This window comes from Hymenobacter sp. BRD128, from assembly GCF_013256625.1.
Classification (GTDB): domain Bacteria; phylum Bacteroidota; class Bacteroidia; order Cytophagales; family Hymenobacteraceae; genus Hymenobacter.
The window spans coordinates 4,487,508-4,505,649 of record NZ_CP053908.1; the positions used below are offsets into that span (position 1 = coordinate 4,487,508).

At 62.1% G+C, this 18,142-nt stretch carries 13 protein-coding genes; 12 read left to right on the forward strand and 1 reads right to left on the reverse strand.

Translation table 11 applies throughout. The annotated features are described in order from the left end of the window. The first annotated feature begins 90 nt into the window (after positions 1-90). Positions 91-612 (forward strand): Dps family protein, encoded by a 522-nt coding sequence (locus tag GKZ68_RS19885; protein WP_173117886.1) that lies wholly within the window; start codon positions 91-93, stop codon positions 610-612. Between the two features lie 86 nt (positions 613-698). Here the strand turns inward: GKZ68_RS19885 and galB are convergent, their stop codons facing one another. Further along, positions 699-3,146 carry a beta-galactosidase GalB gene (galB, locus tag GKZ68_RS19890; protein WP_173117888.1) on the reverse strand — a complete coding sequence of 816 codons (2,448 nt, stop codon included), beginning with the start codon at positions 3,144-3,146 and terminating at the stop codon, positions 699-701. A gap of 180 nt (positions 3,147-3,326) precedes the next feature. Here galB and GKZ68_RS19895 point away from each other — a divergent pair, with 180 nt between their 5' ends. From GKZ68_RS19895 to GKZ68_RS19945, 11 genes are all read left to right on the forward strand, one after another. After that, positions 3,327-5,228, forward strand: a complete 1,902-nt coding sequence (locus tag GKZ68_RS19895) for a penicillin-binding protein 2 (RefSeq protein ID WP_173117890.1) — start codon at positions 3,327-3,329, stop codon at positions 5,226-5,228. A 62-nt stretch (positions 5,229-5,290) separates the two neighbouring features. Then, a complete protein-coding gene (gene dapF, locus GKZ68_RS19900; protein WP_173117892.1) occupies positions 5,291-6,088 on the forward strand; it encodes a diaminopimelate epimerase in 798 nt (265 codons plus the stop codon). Between the two features lie 5 nt (positions 6,089-6,093). After that, entirely contained in the window at positions 6,094-6,612 is a 519-nt protein-coding gene (locus tag GKZ68_RS19905) for a GNAT family N-acetyltransferase (protein ID WP_173117894.1), read from the forward strand. Positions 6,613-6,747: 135 nt separating this feature from the next. Continuing rightward, a complete protein-coding gene (locus tag GKZ68_RS19910; RefSeq protein WP_173117896.1) occupies positions 6,748-7,974 on the forward strand; it encodes a glycosyltransferase family 1 protein in 1,227 nt (408 codons plus the stop codon). 60 nt (positions 7,975-8,034) lie between these two features. After that, entirely contained in the window at positions 8,035-9,213 is a 1,179-nt protein-coding gene (gene glf / locus GKZ68_RS19915; protein WP_173117898.1) for a UDP-galactopyranose mutase, read from the forward strand. Between the two features lie 224 nt (positions 9,214-9,437). Continuing rightward, positions 9,438-12,857: a preprotein translocase subunit SecA gene (secA, locus tag GKZ68_RS19920; RefSeq protein ID WP_173117900.1), complete on the forward strand. Its 3,420-nt coding sequence runs from the start codon at positions 9,438-9,440 to the stop codon at positions 12,855-12,857. A gap of 602 nt (positions 12,858-13,459) precedes the next feature. After that, positions 13,460-14,680 (forward strand): T9SS type A sorting domain-containing protein, encoded by a 1,221-nt coding sequence (locus GKZ68_RS19925; RefSeq protein ID WP_173117902.1) that lies wholly within the window; start codon positions 13,460-13,462, stop codon positions 14,678-14,680. A gap of 28 nt (positions 14,681-14,708) precedes the next feature. Further along, positions 14,709-15,383, forward strand: a complete 675-nt coding sequence (gene deoC, locus GKZ68_RS19930) for a deoxyribose-phosphate aldolase (RefSeq protein WP_173117904.1) — start codon at positions 14,709-14,711, stop codon at positions 15,381-15,383. Continuing rightward, positions 15,370-15,942 (forward strand): hypothetical protein, encoded by a 573-nt coding sequence (locus GKZ68_RS19935; protein ID WP_173117906.1) that lies wholly within the window; start codon positions 15,370-15,372, stop codon positions 15,940-15,942. The genes deoC and GKZ68_RS19935 overlap by 14 nt, the downstream gene beginning before the upstream one ends. A 77-nt stretch (positions 15,943-16,019) precedes the next feature. After that, positions 16,020-17,204 (forward strand): M20 family metallopeptidase, encoded by a 1,185-nt coding sequence (locus tag GKZ68_RS19940; RefSeq protein ID WP_173117908.1) that lies wholly within the window; start codon positions 16,020-16,022, stop codon positions 17,202-17,204. A 45-nt stretch (positions 17,205-17,249) separates the two neighbouring features. Next, on the forward strand, positions 17,250-18,092 hold the full coding sequence (locus tag GKZ68_RS19945) for a hypothetical protein (protein ID WP_173117910.1): 843 nt from the start codon (positions 17,250-17,252) through the stop codon (positions 18,090-18,092). The last annotated feature ends 50 nt before the right edge of the window (positions 18,093-18,142 follow it).

The following is an 18,142-nucleotide window of genomic DNA, read 5'->3' on the forward strand; positions in this document are numbered from 1 at the left end:
CCAGCGCGCAGCTATTGCGTAAACAGACCAGAACCCGCCGCTTGCTGAGCAAGCGCTTGATTTTCAAAAATTTAATCTAAAATTCATTTTATGCCTACCACCGCTCAAGCCAAAGAAGCGAAGCCTACTTTGCTGCACACGCCGTCAGACCTCAGCGAAACCGGCCGCGCCAAACTCAGCGACAGCCTGAACCTGCTGGTTTCGGACCTGTTTGCGCTCTACCTCAAGACCAAGAACTACCACTGGCACATGAGCGGTCGCCACTTCCGCGACTATCACCTGCTGCTGGATGAGCAGGCCGACCAGATTTTTGCCATCACCGACGACGTAGCCGAGCGCGTGCGTAAGCTGGGCTTTCCGACCATTCACTCGATTGGCGAAATCGGCCGCAAGCAGCGCGTGAAAGACAACGACGACATCTTCGAGAACCCCCTCGATATGCTCATCGACCTGCAAAACGAAAACCGCAACCTCGTGCACAACATGCGTGCAACCCACGAAATCGCCGATGAAATCAAGGACGTAGCTACCGCTAGCCTGCTCGAAGTGTACATCGACGAGGCCGAGCGCCGCGCCTGGTTCCTGTTCGAGGCTAGCCGCGAAATCAACTAACGCAGCCCGCTGCCAAGAAAATAAAAAGTCCCGACTCACGCGTGAGTCGGGACTTTTTGCTGTTACCTGATTTTAATAGCAGCCTTCTACTTGCTGGTAGTCAGCTGCACGGTGCCGTCCTTCAGGCCCGGCGCCGAGGCCTTTACCTGCACGGCGCCGGCTGCCTCGCTAGCCTGCACAATGGCCACCAGCTGCCCCTGAAAGGCGTGCATCTGCGGCTGCTGGAAGGGCTCCAGGTTGGTGGCATCGCCGTTGCCGACGGCCCGAAACTTACCGGCGCCCGTCACGGTGAAATGCAGCTGGTTGGTGGCGTCGGGGCAGAGGTTGCCCTGCGCGTCTTCGACGCGGGCGGTGAGGTAGGCGAGGTCTTCGCCGTCGGCGGCTAGCCGGGTGTGGTCGGCCACGAGCTTGATATGGTGGGGCGCGCCAGCGGTGCGTACTTCTTCGGTGCCAAGGATTTTGCCCTGCGCATCGTAGGCCACTACTTTGATGCTGCCGGGCTGGTACACCACGTCTTTCCACTCCAGGCGGTAGCGGGTTTGCGGGTCGGTGGCGCCGGTGGTGGCTTTGGTTTGGCGGCCCTGGCTTTTGCCGTTCACGAAGAGCTCGGCCGAGGCGCCGTTGGTGTAGCAGAAGACGGGCGTGGGCTGGCCTTCGCGGCCGGGCCAGGTCCAGTGCGGCAGCAGGTGCACGGTGGGCTGGCCAGGGTTCCAGCGGGCGCGGTAGAGGTAGTAGCGGTCCTTGGGCTGGCCGGCCAGGTCGATAATGCCGAAGTAAGAGCTGTGCGAGGGCCACTTCTCGTCGTAGGGCGTGGGCTCGCCGAGGTAGTCGAAGCCCGTCCACACAAACTCGCCGATGGCATACGGCAGGTCGTCCTGGGCCGCGAACTCGATGTCGGGAATCTGTGACCAGCGGCAAGCCTCCAAATCGTAGGAGGACGACTGATTATCCGGGTATTGCTTGTCCTTGGCCAGCACGGCCGGGAATTTATACACGCCCCGCGAGCTGACGGTAGACGCCGTTTCGGAACCCAGCAGAAAGCCCTGCGGCAGCTTGGTGATGGCGTCGGCGTAGCGCATGGGCTTGTAGTTGAAGCCCGGAATGTCGAGTACGGCGGCAATGCCGTACTTGAAGTCGTCGTCGTAGCGGTCCATGCCCATCGTGACGGGGCGCGTGGGGTCTTCGCGGTGCACAAGGTCTTGCAGGCGCTTGGCGATTTCGGGGCCGTTGGGGCTGCTCTGGTCGGGCACTTCGTTGCCGATGCTCCACATAATGGCGCTCGGGTGGTTGCGGTCGCGGTGCACCATATTGGTCAGGTCCTTCTCCACCCATTGGTCGAAGTACTGACTATAGCCGTTCTTCACCTTCGGTGACTTCCACTCGTCAAACGACTCCACCATCACCATAAAACCCAGCTCGTCGCACAGCGTCATCAGCTCGGGCGCGGGCATGTTGTGCGAAGTGCGGATGGCGTCGCAGCCCATGCCTTTGAGCAGCACAAGCTGGTGGCGCAGCGCCGCCACGTTGATGGCCGTGCCCAGCGGCCCGAGGTCGTGGTGATTGCACACGCCCTTAAACTTGCGCGGCTGCCCATTGAGCGAGAAGCCTTTGCCCTTCTCGAACTTGAAAGTGCGGATGCCAAACGGCGTTTTGTACGTATCCTGCACCGCGCTGCCGGCCACCAGCTTCGACTCGGCAGTGTACAGAGCCGGCGTTTCGGGCGACCATAATCTGGGGCTAGCCACCGTAAACTCCTGCTCGACCTCGGTGCCCGAAACCGGCGTAGTAGCGCTGGCTACTACCCGGCCGGCGGCGTCGCGCAAGTCGGTTTGCAGCTTCAGGCCCGTCAGGCCGGCGGCCACCACCTGCGTTTTGAGCTTCACCTTGGCCGCAGTGGCCGATACCTCGGGCGTGGTGAGGTAGGTGCCCCACACCGGCACGTGCGCGCCCTGCGTGGTGATAAGGTGCACGTTGCGGTATAATCCCGCGCCGGGATACCAGCGCGAGGCTTCGGTTTGGTTTTCGAGGCGCACGGCTAGGGTGTTGGGGCCGCCGGCGCGCAAGAAAGGCGTGATATCAACCGAAAACGAGTTGTAGCCATAGGGCCAGAACATGGCTTCCTTGCCGTTGACAAACACGCGGGCATTGCTCATGGCGCCGTCGAAGAGCAGCACGGCCTGGCCATTTTTGCCCAGCGCCGGCACCGTGAGCTGCCGCCGGTACCAGCCCACGCCCACGAAGGGCAAGCCGCCGGTGCGGCCCGATTTCAGGCTAGCCTCCTTTTCACCGTTTTGCTCAATCTTCACTACCTGCGCATCATTCTTGCCATCGAATGGCCCCGTGATGGCCCAGTCGTGCGGAATGCGCACCGTCTGCCACTTGGCGTCGTTGAATTCCGGCTTGGCGCCGTTGGGCTGGTCACCTTTCGTGAATTTCCAATTGGTATTGAGTAGCGTTTCCTGGCGGCTTTGGGCGGCGGCAGGGAGGCTAGCGGCTAGCAGCAGCGCCGCAGCTAGGGGTTTGGCACGGGGCATAAGGTAAGGGCGGCCGGCCGCAAAAGGGGCGGCCCGCATCGGCGGGCAAGTTACGGCCAGGTCGCCCAACCGTGGTTTGCCGGGCGGTAGCGGCCGTTGGGCTGGCCCCGGCGCTGCTTGGGCTGGCCCGGTGGTCGGGGCTGGGCCGCAGCGCCCTAGCTTTACACGATGCTTGGCTTTTTGCGAAGAAAATCTGCGGGCTGGCCCCAACTGCTCGTGGCCCTGAGCGGGCTAGCGGTGGCGGCCTGTGCCGGCCCGGACGCGCCCACTGCCCCGGCCGAAGACTACCTCCAATGCCGCGAGGTGTACATGCCCGTGCGCGGCCGGCTCTACGACCGCAACGGCACGCTGCTGATAACCAACGAGGTAGTTTATACGCTCAGCCTGCCCAGAGGCGCGCCGCTCGATACCGTTGCCGTTAATAGCCTAATGGGCTGGCCAGCCGGCGCGTTGCAGGCGCGCGTGTTTGCCGCTCGCCTGCCGGCTGTGCCGCCCCACCGCCGCATCTTGGTGGCCGACTCTACCGGCTTTATTGCCCCCGATACGGCTAAGCCTAAGCCCGCCCCGCCGCGCGTGCAGCGCTGGCCCGTGGAGCTAGTCCTCACCAAGCCCGAGGCCGACAGCCTGCGCCGCCACGCCCGCGAATATCCCGGCCTGGTGGTGCGCCGCTGGCGGGTGCGCGCCAACGTGGCTAGCCTGGCCGCGCCGGTGCTGGGCTACCAGCCGGCCGCCGCTCAGCCGTTTCTGTACCTGGCCCAGCGGCTCGACCACGGCCGCTACTACCGCCTGCGCAACAGCGGCCTCGAAGGCTACTACAATGCGCTGCTGGCCGGCCACCGGGGCGCCTACCACCCGCTCACCGATGGCCACGGCCGCGTGCACGGCCGCTGGGCCGCCGACACGACGTTTCAGCAAGGCCAGGACCTGCACCTGAGTCTCGACGCCAAGCTGCAAGCCTACGCCGAGCGCCTGCTGGGCGAGCGCCGCGGCTACGTGGTGGCCCTCGACCCCGCCACCGGCGAAATTCTGGCCTGCGTATCGGCCCCCACCTACGACCCCGCCGTGCTCACCGCCCCCGGCCGCAATGCCGAGCGCCGGGCCCTGCTGCTCGACGACGAAAACCGGCCCCTGCTCAACCGCCCCACCGTGCAGGCCCAGCCACCGGGCTCGGTGTTCAAGCTCGTGAATGCGGCCGTGGCCTTGCAGCTGGGGGCCGTCACGGCCAACACGCCGTTTCCCTGCGACCAGTCGCTCATCAACTGCGTGCACCCGCACCCGATGGCCCGCAACCTCACGATGGCGCTCAAGTACAGCTGCAATCCGTACTTCTACCAGGTGCTGCGGACGGTGGTCGAACCCCGGCCCGACTCGGCCGCCACGCTGGCCGATACCGTGGCCCAGCGCCACGCTCACCTCACGGCTTGGCGGCGCTACGTGCGCTCGTTTGGGCTCGACACGCTGCTTGGGGTAGACCTGGCCCGCGAGCAGCCCGGCTTCCTGCCCACGGCGGCGTATTATGACAAAGCCCGGCGCACGAAGAACTGGAATTTTAAATCCATCTACTCGCTCAGCATCGGGCAGGGCGAAATCAACCTCACCGGCCTGCAAACGGCCAATGTGCTGGCCATCATTGCTAATCGGGGCTGGTTTATTACGCCTCATTTTGTGCGCAGCATCGGGGCTAGCGGCCGGCCGCTGCCGCGCTTCACCGCGCGCCACCGCACCCTGGTCGATAGCGCCAACCTGGCCGCCCTCGTGCCCGGTATGGTAGCCGCTATGCAGCACGGCGGCACCGCCGAGCTGGCTAGCCTCGCCGACGTGGGCATCACGGTAGCTGGCAAAACCGGCACCGTGCAAAACGACGAGGGCGACGACCACGCCACCTTCGCCGGCTTTGCGCCGGCCATTAAGCCCCGGATTGTGGTGGCCGTGTACATCGAAAACGCGGGCTTTGGCGGGTTGTCGGCGGCGCCTTTTGCAGCCCTGCTCATGGAGAAATACCTGAAGGGCCACATTGCCCCCAAGCGCAAAAAATGGGAAAACTGGCTGCGCTGCGGCGACCTGGCTAGCCAGGGGCACTGATGCCGGTGTTTTCTTTGTAGCTGCAAGCGCGGCTCGGTTCGGGGCGCCTTCGCCTTCTCGCCATGTACTTCCATAAATACCAGGGCACCGGCAACGACTTTGTTATCATCGACGACCGTGCCCAGCAATTTGACCACACCGACCACGCCCGCATTGCGGCGCTCTGCCACCGCCGCTTCGGCATCGGGGCCGATGGCCTGATGCTGCTGCGCAACCGCGCCGGCTACGACTTCGAGATGGTGTATTTCAACGCCGATGGCCGCCCCAGCACTATGTGCGGCAACGGTGGGCGCTGCCTGGTCGCCTTTGCCAAGTATCTGGGAGTCATTGAGAATAAGGCGCGTTTTATCGCCGTAGATGGCCCGCACGAAGCCCGCGTGGAAGCCGATGGCACGGTGCGCCTGAAGATGATAGACGTGGCCGCCGCCCAGCCCGCCGGGGTAGGGGAGGACGACGTTTTTCTGCACACCGGCTCGCCGCACCACATTCATTTTCTCGACCCCGAAGAGCACCACTCGCTGGCCGAGTTCGACGTGTATGGCCACGGCCACAGCATCCGCTACGACCAGGCCTACGACCCGGCCGGCGTCAACGTCAACTTTGTGCAGGTGCCCGCCGACCCTAGCCACCCCTGGCCGGTGCGCACCTACGAGCGTGGCGTCGAAGACGAAACCCTGAGCTGCGGCACCGGCGTCACGGCCGTGGCCCTGGCCGCCTCGACGCGCGGCGCGGTCTCGCCGGTGCAGCTGCAAGCCGCCGGCGGCCTGCTTGAAGTAGCCTTCGACCAGCGCCCCGACGGTGGCTTTGAAAACGTGTGGCTGAGTGGCCCGGCCGTGCGCGTGTTTGGCGGCGAAATCTAGCGGCGATGGTGACCCTGCGCGCGCTCGAACCCGATGATTTAGAATTTTTATTTCAGCTCGAAAACGACCCCGCGCTGTGGGCCGTTTCGGACGTGCTGCCGGCGCCCATTTCGCGCCACGCCCTGCGCGAATACCTGCGCCACGCCGCCGCTAGCCTCGCCGAAGCCGGACAGATGCGCCTGATAATCAATTCTGAAGAAAATCAGCCGGTTGGCACGCTCGACTTATTCGACTACTCGGCGCTGCATCAGCGGGCGGGCGTGGGCATCACGGTGCGCAAAAGTGCCCGGCGGCGCGGCTACGCGCAGGCTGCCCTGGCCTGGCTGCTGCCCTACGCCCGGCAGCAGCTGCGGCTGCATCAGCTATACTGCACCGTAGCTAGTACTAACCGGGCTAGCCTCAGCTTGTTCCGAAAAACGGGTTTTCGGCGCGTGGGCGTGCGCCACGACTGGCTGCGTGAAAATACCCCCGCCGGCTGGGCAAATGCCGTCGAATTGCAGCTAATACTGAGTGGGGAAGGCTAAGCGCTGCGAAAAACTACCATTTTAAGCTCAGCCATATCTTTTTTATGGGGGCTTTCGTAGACTAGGCAGATTGCTGCCTGCTGGACGTTTTTACCCGGCTTTGGCGGCTCTTGAAGCTCTTTCCTGTCTTTTTTCATGCCGCTTTCTACTCCGGCGGAGGCACCTGTGCGTGCCGCCTCCACCGCCCCGGCTGCGGACCTAGCCGACGCAAACCATCCTACGTATTCGCTGCCCGATTTGGTGTGTTTTGCGCACCTGCATTGGGATTTTGTATGGCAGCGGCCCCAGCATCTGCTGTCGCGCTTTGCGCAGCACGGTCGGGTTTTTTATGTTGAAGATGCCTTCTTCCACCCCGATGACCTCATCGAGCCGCACCTGGAAGTGAAGGAGCGCCAGAATGGCGTGAAAGTATTAGTAGTGCACCTGCCCAACCGCCTGCGGGGCAACGAGCAGGCTAGCGACCAGGCGCAGGTAGCGGTATTAAAGAAATTCTTCGCGGATAACAGCCTCGATACCTACATCTTCTGGATTTATACGCCAATGGCTATGAGCCGGGCGCGCCAGTTTCAGCCCGTGCTTACCGTGTACGACTGCATGGATGAGCTGGCCCAATTCAAATTTGCGCCGCCCGAATTGCGGCAGCGCGAGCAGGAGTTGTTTCAGCAGGCCGACCTTGTCTTTACCGGCGGCCAGCGCCTCTACGAGGCGAAGCGCGAGCAGCATAACGATGCCCACGCCTTTCCGAGCAGCATTGACAAAGAGCACTTTGGCCAGGCCCGCAACCCCGCGCTGGCCGAGCCCGCCGACCAAGCCGGCATTGCGCACCCGCGCGTCGGCTTCTTTGGCGTAGTCGACGAGCGCCTCGATATTGAGCTGCTAGGCCAGCTGGCCACGAACCATCCGCAGTGGCAGTTCGTTATCATCGGACCAGTGGTGAAGATTGACCCCGCCACGCTGCCCCACAATGCAAACATTCACTATCTGGGCGGCAAAAACTACCAGGAGCTGCCCGCGTATCTGCGCGGCTGGGACGTAGCGACGCTGCTTTTTGCGCGCAACGAAAGCACTGAATTTATTTCGCCTACCAAAACGCCGGAGTACCTGGCGGCCGGCCGGCCGGTGGTGAGCACCAGCATCCGCGACGTGGTGCGCCCCTACGGCGACCTGGAGCTGGTCCAGATTGCCGACGACCCGAAGGAATTCGGCCAGGCCATTGCCCGCGCGCTGGAGCAGGGCAAGGATGCCAGCTGGCGCACCCGCACCGACGATTACCTGGCCACCATCAGCTGGGACCTGACCTGGCAAAACATGGTAAATCTGATGCAGGAGCGCTTAGCTGCCAAGCAACCTGCCGCCCGATAAGTTATTCTTTCCCGCCCAACTACTCAAGGTTTTACTCCACATCCTCTAAATTTTCCTCCCATGTTTGACTATCTCATCGTCGGGGCCGGCTTCGCTGGCAGCGTGCTGGCCGAGCGGCTAGCCACCCGCAGCAACAAAAAAGTGCTCATCATTGACAAGCGCAGTCACATCGGGGGTAATGCCTACGACCATTATAACGAAGACGGAATTCTGATTCACAAGTACGGTCCGCACATTTTTCACACCAACTCCAAGGACGTATTTGACTACCTCGGTAACTTCACCGACTGGCGCCCTTATGAGCACCGCGTGCTCGCCTCGGTTGATGGCCAGCTGGTGCCAATGCCGATTAACCTCGACACGATTAACAAGCTTTATGGCTTGAACCTGACTAGCTTCCAGGTAGAAGAGTTCTTCGCTTCGGTGGCCGAGGACGTGCCGGTCGTGAAAACGTCGGAGGACGTGGTGGTGAGTAAGGTGGGCCGGGAGCTGTATAATAAATTCTTCAAGAACTACACCAATAAGCAGTGGGGCCTCGACCCCTCGCAGCTCGATAAGTCGGTGACCAGCCGCGTGCCTACCCGCACCAACCGCGACGACCGGTACTTCACTGATACCTACCAGGCCATGCCGCTGCACGGCTACACCCGCATGTTTGAGAAGATGCTCGACCACCCGAACATCAAAATCATGCTCAATACCGACTACCACGAAGTGATTAAATTCATCCCCTTTAAGGAGATGATTTTCACCGGCCCGGTCGATGAGTACTTCGACTTTAAGTTTGGCAAGCTGCCCTACCGCTCGCTTGAGTTCAAGCACGACACGCTGAATAAAGAGCAGCACCTGGCTGCGCCGGTAGTGAACTACCCCAACGAGCACGCCTACACCCGCATCACCGAGTTTAAGGCCCTTACCGGCCAGAGCCACCCCAAAACAGCCATCGTGTACGAGTACCCGCAGGCCGAGGGCGACCCCTACTACCCGGTGCCCATGCCCGAAAATGCCGAGCTGTATGCCAAGTACAAGAAGCTCGCCGACGAGACGCCCAACGTGCACTTTGTAGGCCGCCTTGCCACCTACAAGTACTACAACATGGACCAGGTAGTAGCTCAGGCGCTGACACTTTATAAGAAGCTGACGGACAAGGAGGAAGCCGCTAAGCCCGTGCGTCCGGCCATCGCTGGCTCGACTTCGCTGGTCGAGAAGCTTATCAACCGCGAGCCGGCCGTAGAGTAGCCCGAAGGAAGAATGCTGAATGAGGAGTCAGGAGTTTTCCAAACGATAATTTCTCGCTCAGCATTCTTCCTTCAGGCAGCCCTGCCAATATTTCCGCTTCCTGAAACCCCGCACTCTTTTTGAGTGTGCGGGGTTTTGTGGTTTATGGCCCATCGCGTCGTTAAGCGGGTAGGCCGTAAATTTGTCCAGAACGCGCTGCTCTTTTTAGTCAATTTGTTTACCCAATGTTAGATTTCCTCGGCAAAACCGTCGCCAAGCTGTTTGGCTCCAAAGCAGAAAAGGACCTCAAGGACGTGGTGCCTTACGTGGCCCTCATTAATGCGGAATATGCCAAACTGGCGGCCTTGACCGACGACCAGCTGCGCCACCGTACCCAGGAAGTGCGCCAGCAGCTCGATGGCAAGCTAGCCGGCATCGATGGGCAGCTGGCCGGCCTGCACGAGCAGATTGACACCCAGCCTAACCTCGACGTGACGCGTAAGGAGGCCATTTTTGAGCAAATAGACGCCCTCGAAAAGCAGCGCAACAAAGACCTCGAAGCGGCCCTTACCGAGGTGCTGCCCCAGGCCTTCGCCATTGTGAAGGAAACTGCCCGCCGCTACGCCCAAAATGGCCAGCTGGTGGTGACGGCCACTGACATGGACCGCGACATTGCCCGCACCAAGTCGAACGTGACTATTCAGGGCGATAAGGCCGTGTGGAGCAACAAGTGGCTGGCCGCCGGCGCCGAGATTACCTGGGACATGGTACACTACGACGTGCAGCTGATTGGCGGCGTGGTGCTGCACCAGGGCAAGATTGCCGAGATGGCCACCGGTGAGGGTAAAACGCTCGTTTCGACCCTGCCCGCGTTCCTGAACGCGCTGGGCGGCCGGGGCGTACACCTGGTAACGGTGAACGACTACCTGGCCAAGCGCGACTCGGAGTGGAATGCGCCGCTGTTCGAGTTTCACGGCCTCACGGTGGATTGCATCGACAAGCACCAGCCCAACACCGACGCCCGCCGCAACGCCTATCTGGCCGACGTAACCTACGGTACCAACAACGAATTCGGCTTCGATTACCTGCGCGACAACATGGCCCGCGACCCTAGCGAGCTGGTGCAGCGCAAACACCACTACGCGATGGTGGACGAAGTGGACTCCGTGCTGATTGACGATGCGCGCACGCCGCTCATCATCTCGGGCCCCGTGCCCAAGGGCGACGTGCACGAGTTTTTGCAGCTCAAGCCCCGCATTCAGCGGCTGGTGGACGAGCAGAAAAAGCTGGTGCAGAACTACTTGGTGCAGGCCCGTAAGCTCATTGCCGAAGGCAAAACCGGCGCCGAGGAAGGTGGTAAAAACGGCGACGGCGGGCTAGCCCTGTTCCGCGCCTACCGCGGCCTGCCCAAGAGCAAGCCGCTCATCAAGTTTCTGTCGGAGCCCGGTATGCGCGTGATTTTGCAGCAGGCCGAAAACTTCTACCTGCAAGACAACTCGCGCCAGATGCCGGAGGCCGACAAGCCGCTGTTCTTCACCATCGATGAGAAAAACAACCAGATTGAGCTGACCGAAAAAGGCATCGATTTGATTACGGCGCAGGGCGAGGACCCGTACCTGTTCATTATGCCCGATATCGGCGTCGAAATCGCCAACATCGAAAAGGCCGACGCCCTGACCGCCGAGGAAAAGCTCCAGCAAAAGGAGCAGCTCATGAGCGACTACCAGGAGAAGTCGGAGCGCGTGCACACCGTAAACCAGCTCCTGAAAGCCTACACGCTGTTTGAGCGCGACGACCAGTACATCCTGAGCCAGGAAGGCAAAGTGATGATTGTGGACGAGCAGACCGGCCGCGTGATGGAAGGCCGCCGCTACTCCGACGGCCTGCACCAGGCCATCGAGGCCAAGGAAGGCGTGCGCATCGAGGATGCCACCCAGACCTACGCCACGGTGACGTTGCAGAACTTCTTCCGCATGTACCACAAGCTGGGCGGCATGACCGGCACGGCCGAAACCGAAGCCGGCGAGCTGTGGGAAATCTACAAGCTCGACGTGGTAGTGATTCCGACCAACCGCCCCATCTCGCGCAAGGACGACCACGACAAAGTGTACCGCACGGTGCGCGAGAAGTACAACGCCGTAGCCGAGGAAATTCAGGCCCTAGTACAAGCTGGCCGCCCGGTGCTGGTGGGTACGACTTCGGTGGAAATCTCGGAGCTCGTGAGCCGCATGCTGAAGCTGCGCGGCATCAAGCACCAGGTGCTGAATGCCAAGCAGAACCAGCGCGAAGCCGAGATTGTGGCCGCCGCCGGCTACCCCGGCACCGTAACCATCGCCACCAACATGGCCGGCCGGGGTACCGACATCAAGCTGCGCGAGACCTCGCGCGAGGCGGGGGGGCTAGCCATCATCGGCACCGAGCGCCACGAAAGCCGCCGTGTGGACCGCCAGCTGCGGGGCCGCGCCGGCCGCCAGGGCGACCCGGGCTCGTCGCAGTTCTTCGTGTCGCTCGAAGACAACCTGATGCGCCTGTTCGGCTCGGAGCGCATTGCCAAGCTCATGGACCGCATGGGGATGGAAGAGGGTGAAGTAATTCAGCACTCGATGATTACGTCGAGCATTGAGCGCGCCCAGAAGAAGGTGGAAGAAAATAACTTCGGCACCCGCAAGCGCCTGCTGGAGTACGACGACGTGATGAACGCCCAGCGTGAGGTGGTGTACCGCCGCCGCCGCAATGCCCTCTTCGGCGAGCGCCTGGAGCTGGACATTCTCAACCTGATTTATGACGTGAGCGAGGACATCGCCGCCGGCCATAAAATCAGCAACGACTTTGAGGATTTTAAGCTGGCCATCATCAAGGACTTTGGCTACGACACGCACATCACGGCCCAGGAGTTTGCGGCCCTGCCCGCCGAGCGCCTCACCCAAAAGCTCTACGACGAGGCCACGGGCTACTACGAAAGCAAGAATGAGCACATTGGCCAGAACGCCCTGCCGATGATAAACGACCTGCTGAGCCAGAACACGCCCTACGAAAACATCGCCATTCCCTTCACCGATGGCCACAAGCACACCCAGGTAATCGCCAACCTGCGCAAAGCGCAGGCTAGCCAGGGCCTCGACATCATTCGGCAGATGGAAAAGGGCGCCGTGCTCTCGACCATCGACGAAGCCTGGACCCAGCACCTGCGCCAGATGGACGACCTCAAGCAGGTAGTGCAAAACGCGGTGTACGAGCAGAAGGACCCGCTTTTGGTCTACAAGTTCGAAGCCTTCGAACTATTTAAGCGCATGCTAGCCAAGGTGAACCACAGCACCAGCGGATTCCTTTTCAAGGCCGACGTGCCGGTGGCCGCCGAGGCCGGTTTTGCCGAGCCAGATTTTCATTACGAAGATGATATCGTAGAGCCCCTGCCCAGGCTGAAAGCCGAGAAAGCTGTGTCGGACGTGAGCCTCGGCGCCGGCCAGGAAGACCTCGACCAGGCCGCTGAGTTGGGTGTGGGCCCAGCTCCGGCCATCAAACAGGAACCGGTGCGCAGCCAGAAAATTGCTAACCGCAACGACAAAGTGAGTGTGCAGTACATGGACGGCCGCGTGCTGCGCGACGTGAAGTTCAAGACGGTAGAGGAAGACCTGGCCGCTCAGCGCTGCGTATTAGTGGAGTAAGAAACGGCTCAGTAATAACTAAAAAGGCCCGCGCAAGCGGGCCTTTTTAGTTGGGTACAAGTATAATAAAGCAAATAGTGCTACTTTGGGTGCTGCAATGCAACGCTGCTTGGCACCTGCTAATCATCAAGCTTACTTACTCCCAACTCTCACCCAACGCCATGCTAGCCGCTGTATCACGCCTGTTAAGTATAGTACTACTGCTATTGGCCGGTGCCTCGGCTCGGGCCCAGGCACCGGCCTGGCAAATGGCTCTTTCTGCCGGCGGTGGGTCCTATTCTACCATAACTGATGCGGCTACTGATGCGGCTGGCAACGTGTACATCGCTGGCTGGTTTTCTAACAGTCAGCTAGTCCTAGGCAGCCTTACGCTTACTAACGCCGTGATCAGCGGCAATACGGTAGGTTTCAGTAAGGATGCCTTCGTGGCAAAGTGGAGCCCCACAGCCAACGATTTTGTGTGGGCGCTCCGGGCTGGCGGCACTACCGATGGGGACTACGTCGCTGCTCTAGCCGTCGACAACGGTAGTGTATATGTGGCGACTGCGTTGCGGGGTGCGCCCGCCGGCTTAGGCGGTGGGCCAGCGGCTAGTGGCTACTACTTGACCAAATTAACCGAAGCCGGCGCGCTGGTGTGGGCGCAGCCGGTGGGTGGGCCGACGGTGGCGCTAGCGGCCAGTGGCGGTAATGTGTACGCTACGGGGTCTTTTTCGGGAACGGCTGAGTTTGGCTCCGCTACGTATACCGCCTTGGGAAACAATGATATGTACGTAGTTAAGCTCACCGACGCTGGGGCTACCGGCAGCTACGCATGGACCCAACGCATTGGCTTTGCCTTGCCTACCGCGGCTAGGGCCATAGCGGTGAGTGGAAGCAGCGTGTATGTAGCGGGTATCTACTATAATTCTACCAGTATTGGTAATTTGGCGCTACCTGGCCAAAATTCCTTTATAGCTAAGCTCACCGATACCGGGGCCGGCAGCAGCGCCAGCTGGGTACAGCTACTAAGCAGCCCGGCTAATAGTCGTTCCGTAGCCGTGCTGGCCTTGGCGGCTAGCGGTTCGACGGTGTACCTGGCCGGAAACTTTACTGGCCGCGCAACCATAGGGGCCACCACGCTCACTAGCATCGGGGACCAGGACCTACTGGTAGGGCGACTTACCGATGCGGGTACTACCGCCCATGTAAACTGGGTGCGGCAGGCCGGCGGCGCGAGTGGCGGTCACAGCGCCTCGTCGCTAATAGTAAGCGGTAGCAGCGTATACGTAGCCGGCACATACACTGGTGCATTTGGCTTTGATGGCAACGTTGCCGTTGCGGCCGGCAATGGGGCGGTAGTAATTAAGCTCATCGACACGGGTACTATGGCTAGCCTAGCTTGGCTGCAGTACTCAACGGGCACGGGCATGCAAGCAAACGTAATGACCCGTAGCGGCAATAATTTGTACGTAGCGGGTATTGTAGGGGCCGGCTCTACTTTCGGGGCGCTAACTATTCCGGCCCCGAGTGGTCCCAGAGCATTTTTAGCTGCCCTAGCCCCTTCTATCGAGGCCGGGCCGCTATCCACCAGCAAGTCTGCTTCGCTGCCCGGTCTTGGCTTGTATCCCAACCCAGCCACCAACACGGCTACCGTGCGTGTGCCGGCCGGGGCAGGCGCTGCCACGCTTACTCTGGTCGATGGGTTAGGCCGGCTAGTACGTACCGCCCAGGTCCCGGCTGGGCAGGATTACGCCTTAAAGCTGAGCGGGTTGGTGCCCGGTATGTATGCGGTGCAGGTGTGGCTAGGCGAGCGCCTGGCCACGCAGCAACTGGTGGTTGAGTAAGGCCCGGCCCCCGCCGTACCTTTGCCCCATGCCCACGCCCAACCTCGCCGCTACCTTCGACCATACCCTGCTGCGGCCCGACTGCACCGAAACCCAGATAAGTCAGCTGTGCCGGGAAGCCCGCCAGCATGGTTTTGCCAGCGCCTGTGTGCCGCCGTGCCACGTGGCATTGGCCGCCCGTGAGCTCAGCGGCTCGGGCGTGGCCGTGTGCACAGTCATCGGTTTTCCGCTCGGGTACAGCAGCAGCCGGGTCAAGTTTCGGGAAGCGGAAATAGCCATGGCCGAAGGCGCTACCGAGCTCGACGTGGTGCTGAACGTGTCGCTCCTGAAATCGGGCCAGCTCGATGCCGTAAAGGCGGAGCTTGAAGACCTGGCCGACCTCGCCGACGTGCACAACGCCCTGCTAAAAGTCATCATCGAAACCGCCCTGCTCACCGAAGACGAGCTGGAAACCGCCGCCCGGCTCTGCGCCGAGGCCGGCGCGCATTTCGTAAAAACTAGCACCGGCTTTGCCAGCCGGGGCGCTTCGGTGGCCGATGTGGAGCTGCTGCGCCGCGTGCTGCCCGCCGGGGTGCGCATCAAGGCTAGCGGGGGCATTCGCACCCGCGAGCAGGCGCTGGCCATGCTAGCCGCCGGCGCCGACCGCCTGGGCACGTCCAACAGTCTGGCTATCTTGCAGGAAGATGAAAATGCGCCTTCGTAATGCCGTGCTGGTCCTGAGTCTAGCGCTACTAGCGGCCTGCGCGGCTACCTCACCGGCCGCCCCCACCGCCCGCGCCCAAACGCCCGCAGATACCACGCGCCGGCCCGTGGCCAGCGCCCCTAGCGAGGAGGTAGCCAAGTACCGGCCAGTGTTTGCGCAGCCTACGGCGGCTAGCCCTGTTGCGCCAGCGGCGGCTCCTCGGCCTGCCGCGCCCGCTACCAAGGCTGCCCCCGCGCCCACCAGCCACGTCACGGCCCAGGTAGAGCAGCGCCTGCGCGACCAGGCATTCACCAACCAAAACGTGAAGTATGCCAGCGGCTTCCGGGTGCGGGCCTATCTGGGGCTGGAGCGCGACCAGGTAATGAATATCCGGCGCCAAATCATCAGCCGCTACCCCGACGAGACGGATTATATCACCTTCAAGCAGCCCGTGTACCGGCTCTACATCGGCGATTACCTCAACAAGCTCGACGCCGCGCGCGGCCTGGCCAGGGTGCGCCAGTTTGTGCCCCGCGCCGAGCTGGAGCCCATGCAGGTGCTGCTGAATAAGGTGCCCTAGTGGGCTGTATATAAACAAAATGAACGTCCTGCTTCGGCAAGCGGCCGCCAGATGAGCAGGACAGCCGATAAGATGTTATGCTAGAAAATCTAAAATCCCGTGCTGCCGCGTTAGCCCCCGAGCTGTCGGCCGTGCGCCGCCACCTGCACGCCCACCCCGAGCTCTCGTTCAAGGAAACCGAAACGTCGGCCTTCGTAACCCAGCAGTTGCAAGCCATGGGGCTAGCCCCCTACGCCGTGGCGGGCACCGGCGTGGTGGCCCTCATCGAGGGCCAGCCGGGCGGGCCGGTAGTGGCCCTGCGCGCCGATATGGACGCGCTGCCCATTCATGAGCTGAGCGAGGTCGAGTATAAATCGACGAACCCCGGCGTGATGCACGCCTGTGGCCACGATGTGCACACCACCTGCCTGCTGGGAGCCGCCCGCCTGCTCACCGAGCAGCGCGCCCGCTTCAAGGGTACCGTAAAGCTGATTTTTCAGCCCGGCGAAGAGCTGCTGCCCGGCGGCGCCTCGCTGATGATAAAAGACGGCGTGCTCGAAAACCCCGCGCCGGCCGAGGTGCTGGGCCAGCACGTGTTTCCACGCCTGCCGGTGGGGCAGATTGGGCTGCGGCCGGGCCGCTACATGGCCAGCACCGACGAGCTGTACCTGCGCATCAAGGGCAAGGGTGGCCACGGCGCCATGCCCGAGCTCAACCTCGACCCGGTGCTGGTAGCGGCCCACCTCATCGTGGCCGCCCAGCAGATAGTGAGCCGCCGCGCCAACCCCAAAATGCCCTCGGTGCTGAGCTTCGGCAAGGTCATCGCCAACGGCGCCACCAACGTTATCCCCGACGAGGTCTACATCGAAGGGACTTTCCGCACCCTCGATGAAGCGTGGCGCGACGAAGCCCACCAGCACCTGCGGCAGCTCTGCGAGGGGCTGGCCGCCAGCATGGGCGCGGTGTGCGAGCTGGAAATCCGGCGCGGCTACCCGTGCCTCGACAACAACCCCGCCGTGACGGCCCGCGTGCGCGCCGCCGCCGAGCAGTACCTGGGTGCCGAAAACGTAATTGAGCTCGACCAGTGGCTAGCGGCCGAAGACTTTGCCTACTTCTCGCAGGCGGCGCCGGCCTGCTTTTATCGGCTAGGTACCCGCGCCGCCGATGGCCGCTTCGCCGCCTCAGTGCACACGCCCATCTTCGACATCGACGAGCAGGCGCTGAGCGTAGGCGCGGGGCTCATGGCCTGGCTCACCTTGCAGGAATTGGGCGGCGCGCAATAAGTGGCGCTTGTTCTTGGTTTAGTATTTACGCCCGAATACCTCATTATGCGCATTATTTTACTGCTGGCGTTGCTGCCGCTGGCCTCCTACGGCCAGGGTACCGAGCACGTACAGCGCGGCTACGTGGCTCAGCCTGAGCTGCAAGCCGAGCTGGTCCCCACCAACCACAGCTACGCCTACTTGGCCGTGGGCGGCGCACGCTACAGCGACTACAACAACGTTGTGGTAGACCGCTCGCTGGGCCTCGATACGCGTTACCTGGCGGCTGGCTACGAGCAGCAGTTCAACAACGGTCTCTGGAGCTGGGGTGCCACCGCACGCCTGGCCAACGCCGTTGGCTCCAGCACCGTGTTGCAGCCGGGCCTGCTGCTACGCCACCGCAATACGCTGGGCCCGCTCACCTTTGGGCAGCGCCTGGCGGTAGAGTACTCCCTGGCCGACGGCATCCGCCTGAACCCAGCCTACGGGTTACTGCCAACTTACTACGCCGCCAGCCCCACGCTGGTGCGCCTGCGGCTCGACCTGCAACTCCAGAACGGCATTAGCCTGGGCGAGGCCGTAAGTCTGAATCCGCGCCTGAGTTTCGAGCCCGCTCTGTTTCTGCGCCTGCAAAAAGCCGCCACCGACCCCGATAAGCGTACCATCGACTTTACCAGCCTGCGCGGTGAGCTGGGTTTTCACTTTGCCAATGCCTGGCTCGACGTAACACCGTGGTTTGCGTTTCAGACGCAGTACCTGCGCACGCTTATCCAGACCGACCAGTACGGCAACCCTACCTCCAACGGCAAGCTGAACATTCGCCTGCCCACTGCGGGCCTGGAGCTGCGCTACACACTGTCGCACCGGGCCTACATCGAGGGCCGCTTCAAGCTGCCGACGCAGCACTAGTATTGGGTGGCCGGGGTAGGGTATCTGCCAAAAAGACGTATGATATTGGC

Bases quoted from the DNA above. Each gene is read 5' to 3' on its own strand.
- GKZ68_RS19885 (WP_173117886.1), top strand. From the start codon at position 91: ATGCCTACCACCGCTCAAGCCAAAGAAGCGAAGCCTACTTTGCTGCAC.
- galB (WP_173117888.1), bottom strand. From the start codon at position 3,146: ATGCCCCGTGCCAAACCCCTAGCTGCGGCGCTGCTGCTAGCCGCTAGC.
- dapF (WP_173117892.1), top strand. From the start codon at position 5,291: ATGTACTTCCATAAATACCAGGGCACCGGCAACGACTTTGTTATCATC.
- GKZ68_RS19905 (WP_173117894.1), top strand. From the start codon at position 6,094: ATGGTGACCCTGCGCGCGCTCGAACCCGATGATTTAGAATTTTTATTT.
- GKZ68_RS19910 (WP_173117896.1), top strand. From the start codon at position 6,748: ATGCCGCTTTCTACTCCGGCGGAGGCACCTGTGCGTGCCGCCTCCACC.
- glf (WP_173117898.1), top strand. From the start codon at position 8,035: ATGTTTGACTATCTCATCGTCGGGGCCGGCTTCGCTGGCAGCGTGCTG.
- secA (WP_173117900.1), top strand. From the start codon at position 9,438: ATGTTAGATTTCCTCGGCAAAACCGTCGCCAAGCTGTTTGGCTCCAAA.
- deoC (WP_173117904.1), top strand. From the start codon at position 14,709: ATGCCCACGCCCAACCTCGCCGCTACCTTCGACCATACCCTGCTGCGG.
- GKZ68_RS19935 (WP_173117906.1), top strand. From the start codon at position 15,370: ATGCGCCTTCGTAATGCCGTGCTGGTCCTGAGTCTAGCGCTACTAGCG.
- GKZ68_RS19940 (WP_173117908.1), top strand. From the start codon at position 16,020: ATGCTAGAAAATCTAAAATCCCGTGCTGCCGCGTTAGCCCCCGAGCTG.
- GKZ68_RS19945 (WP_173117910.1), top strand. From the start codon at position 17,250: ATGCGCATTATTTTACTGCTGGCGTTGCTGCCGCTGGCCTCCTACGGC.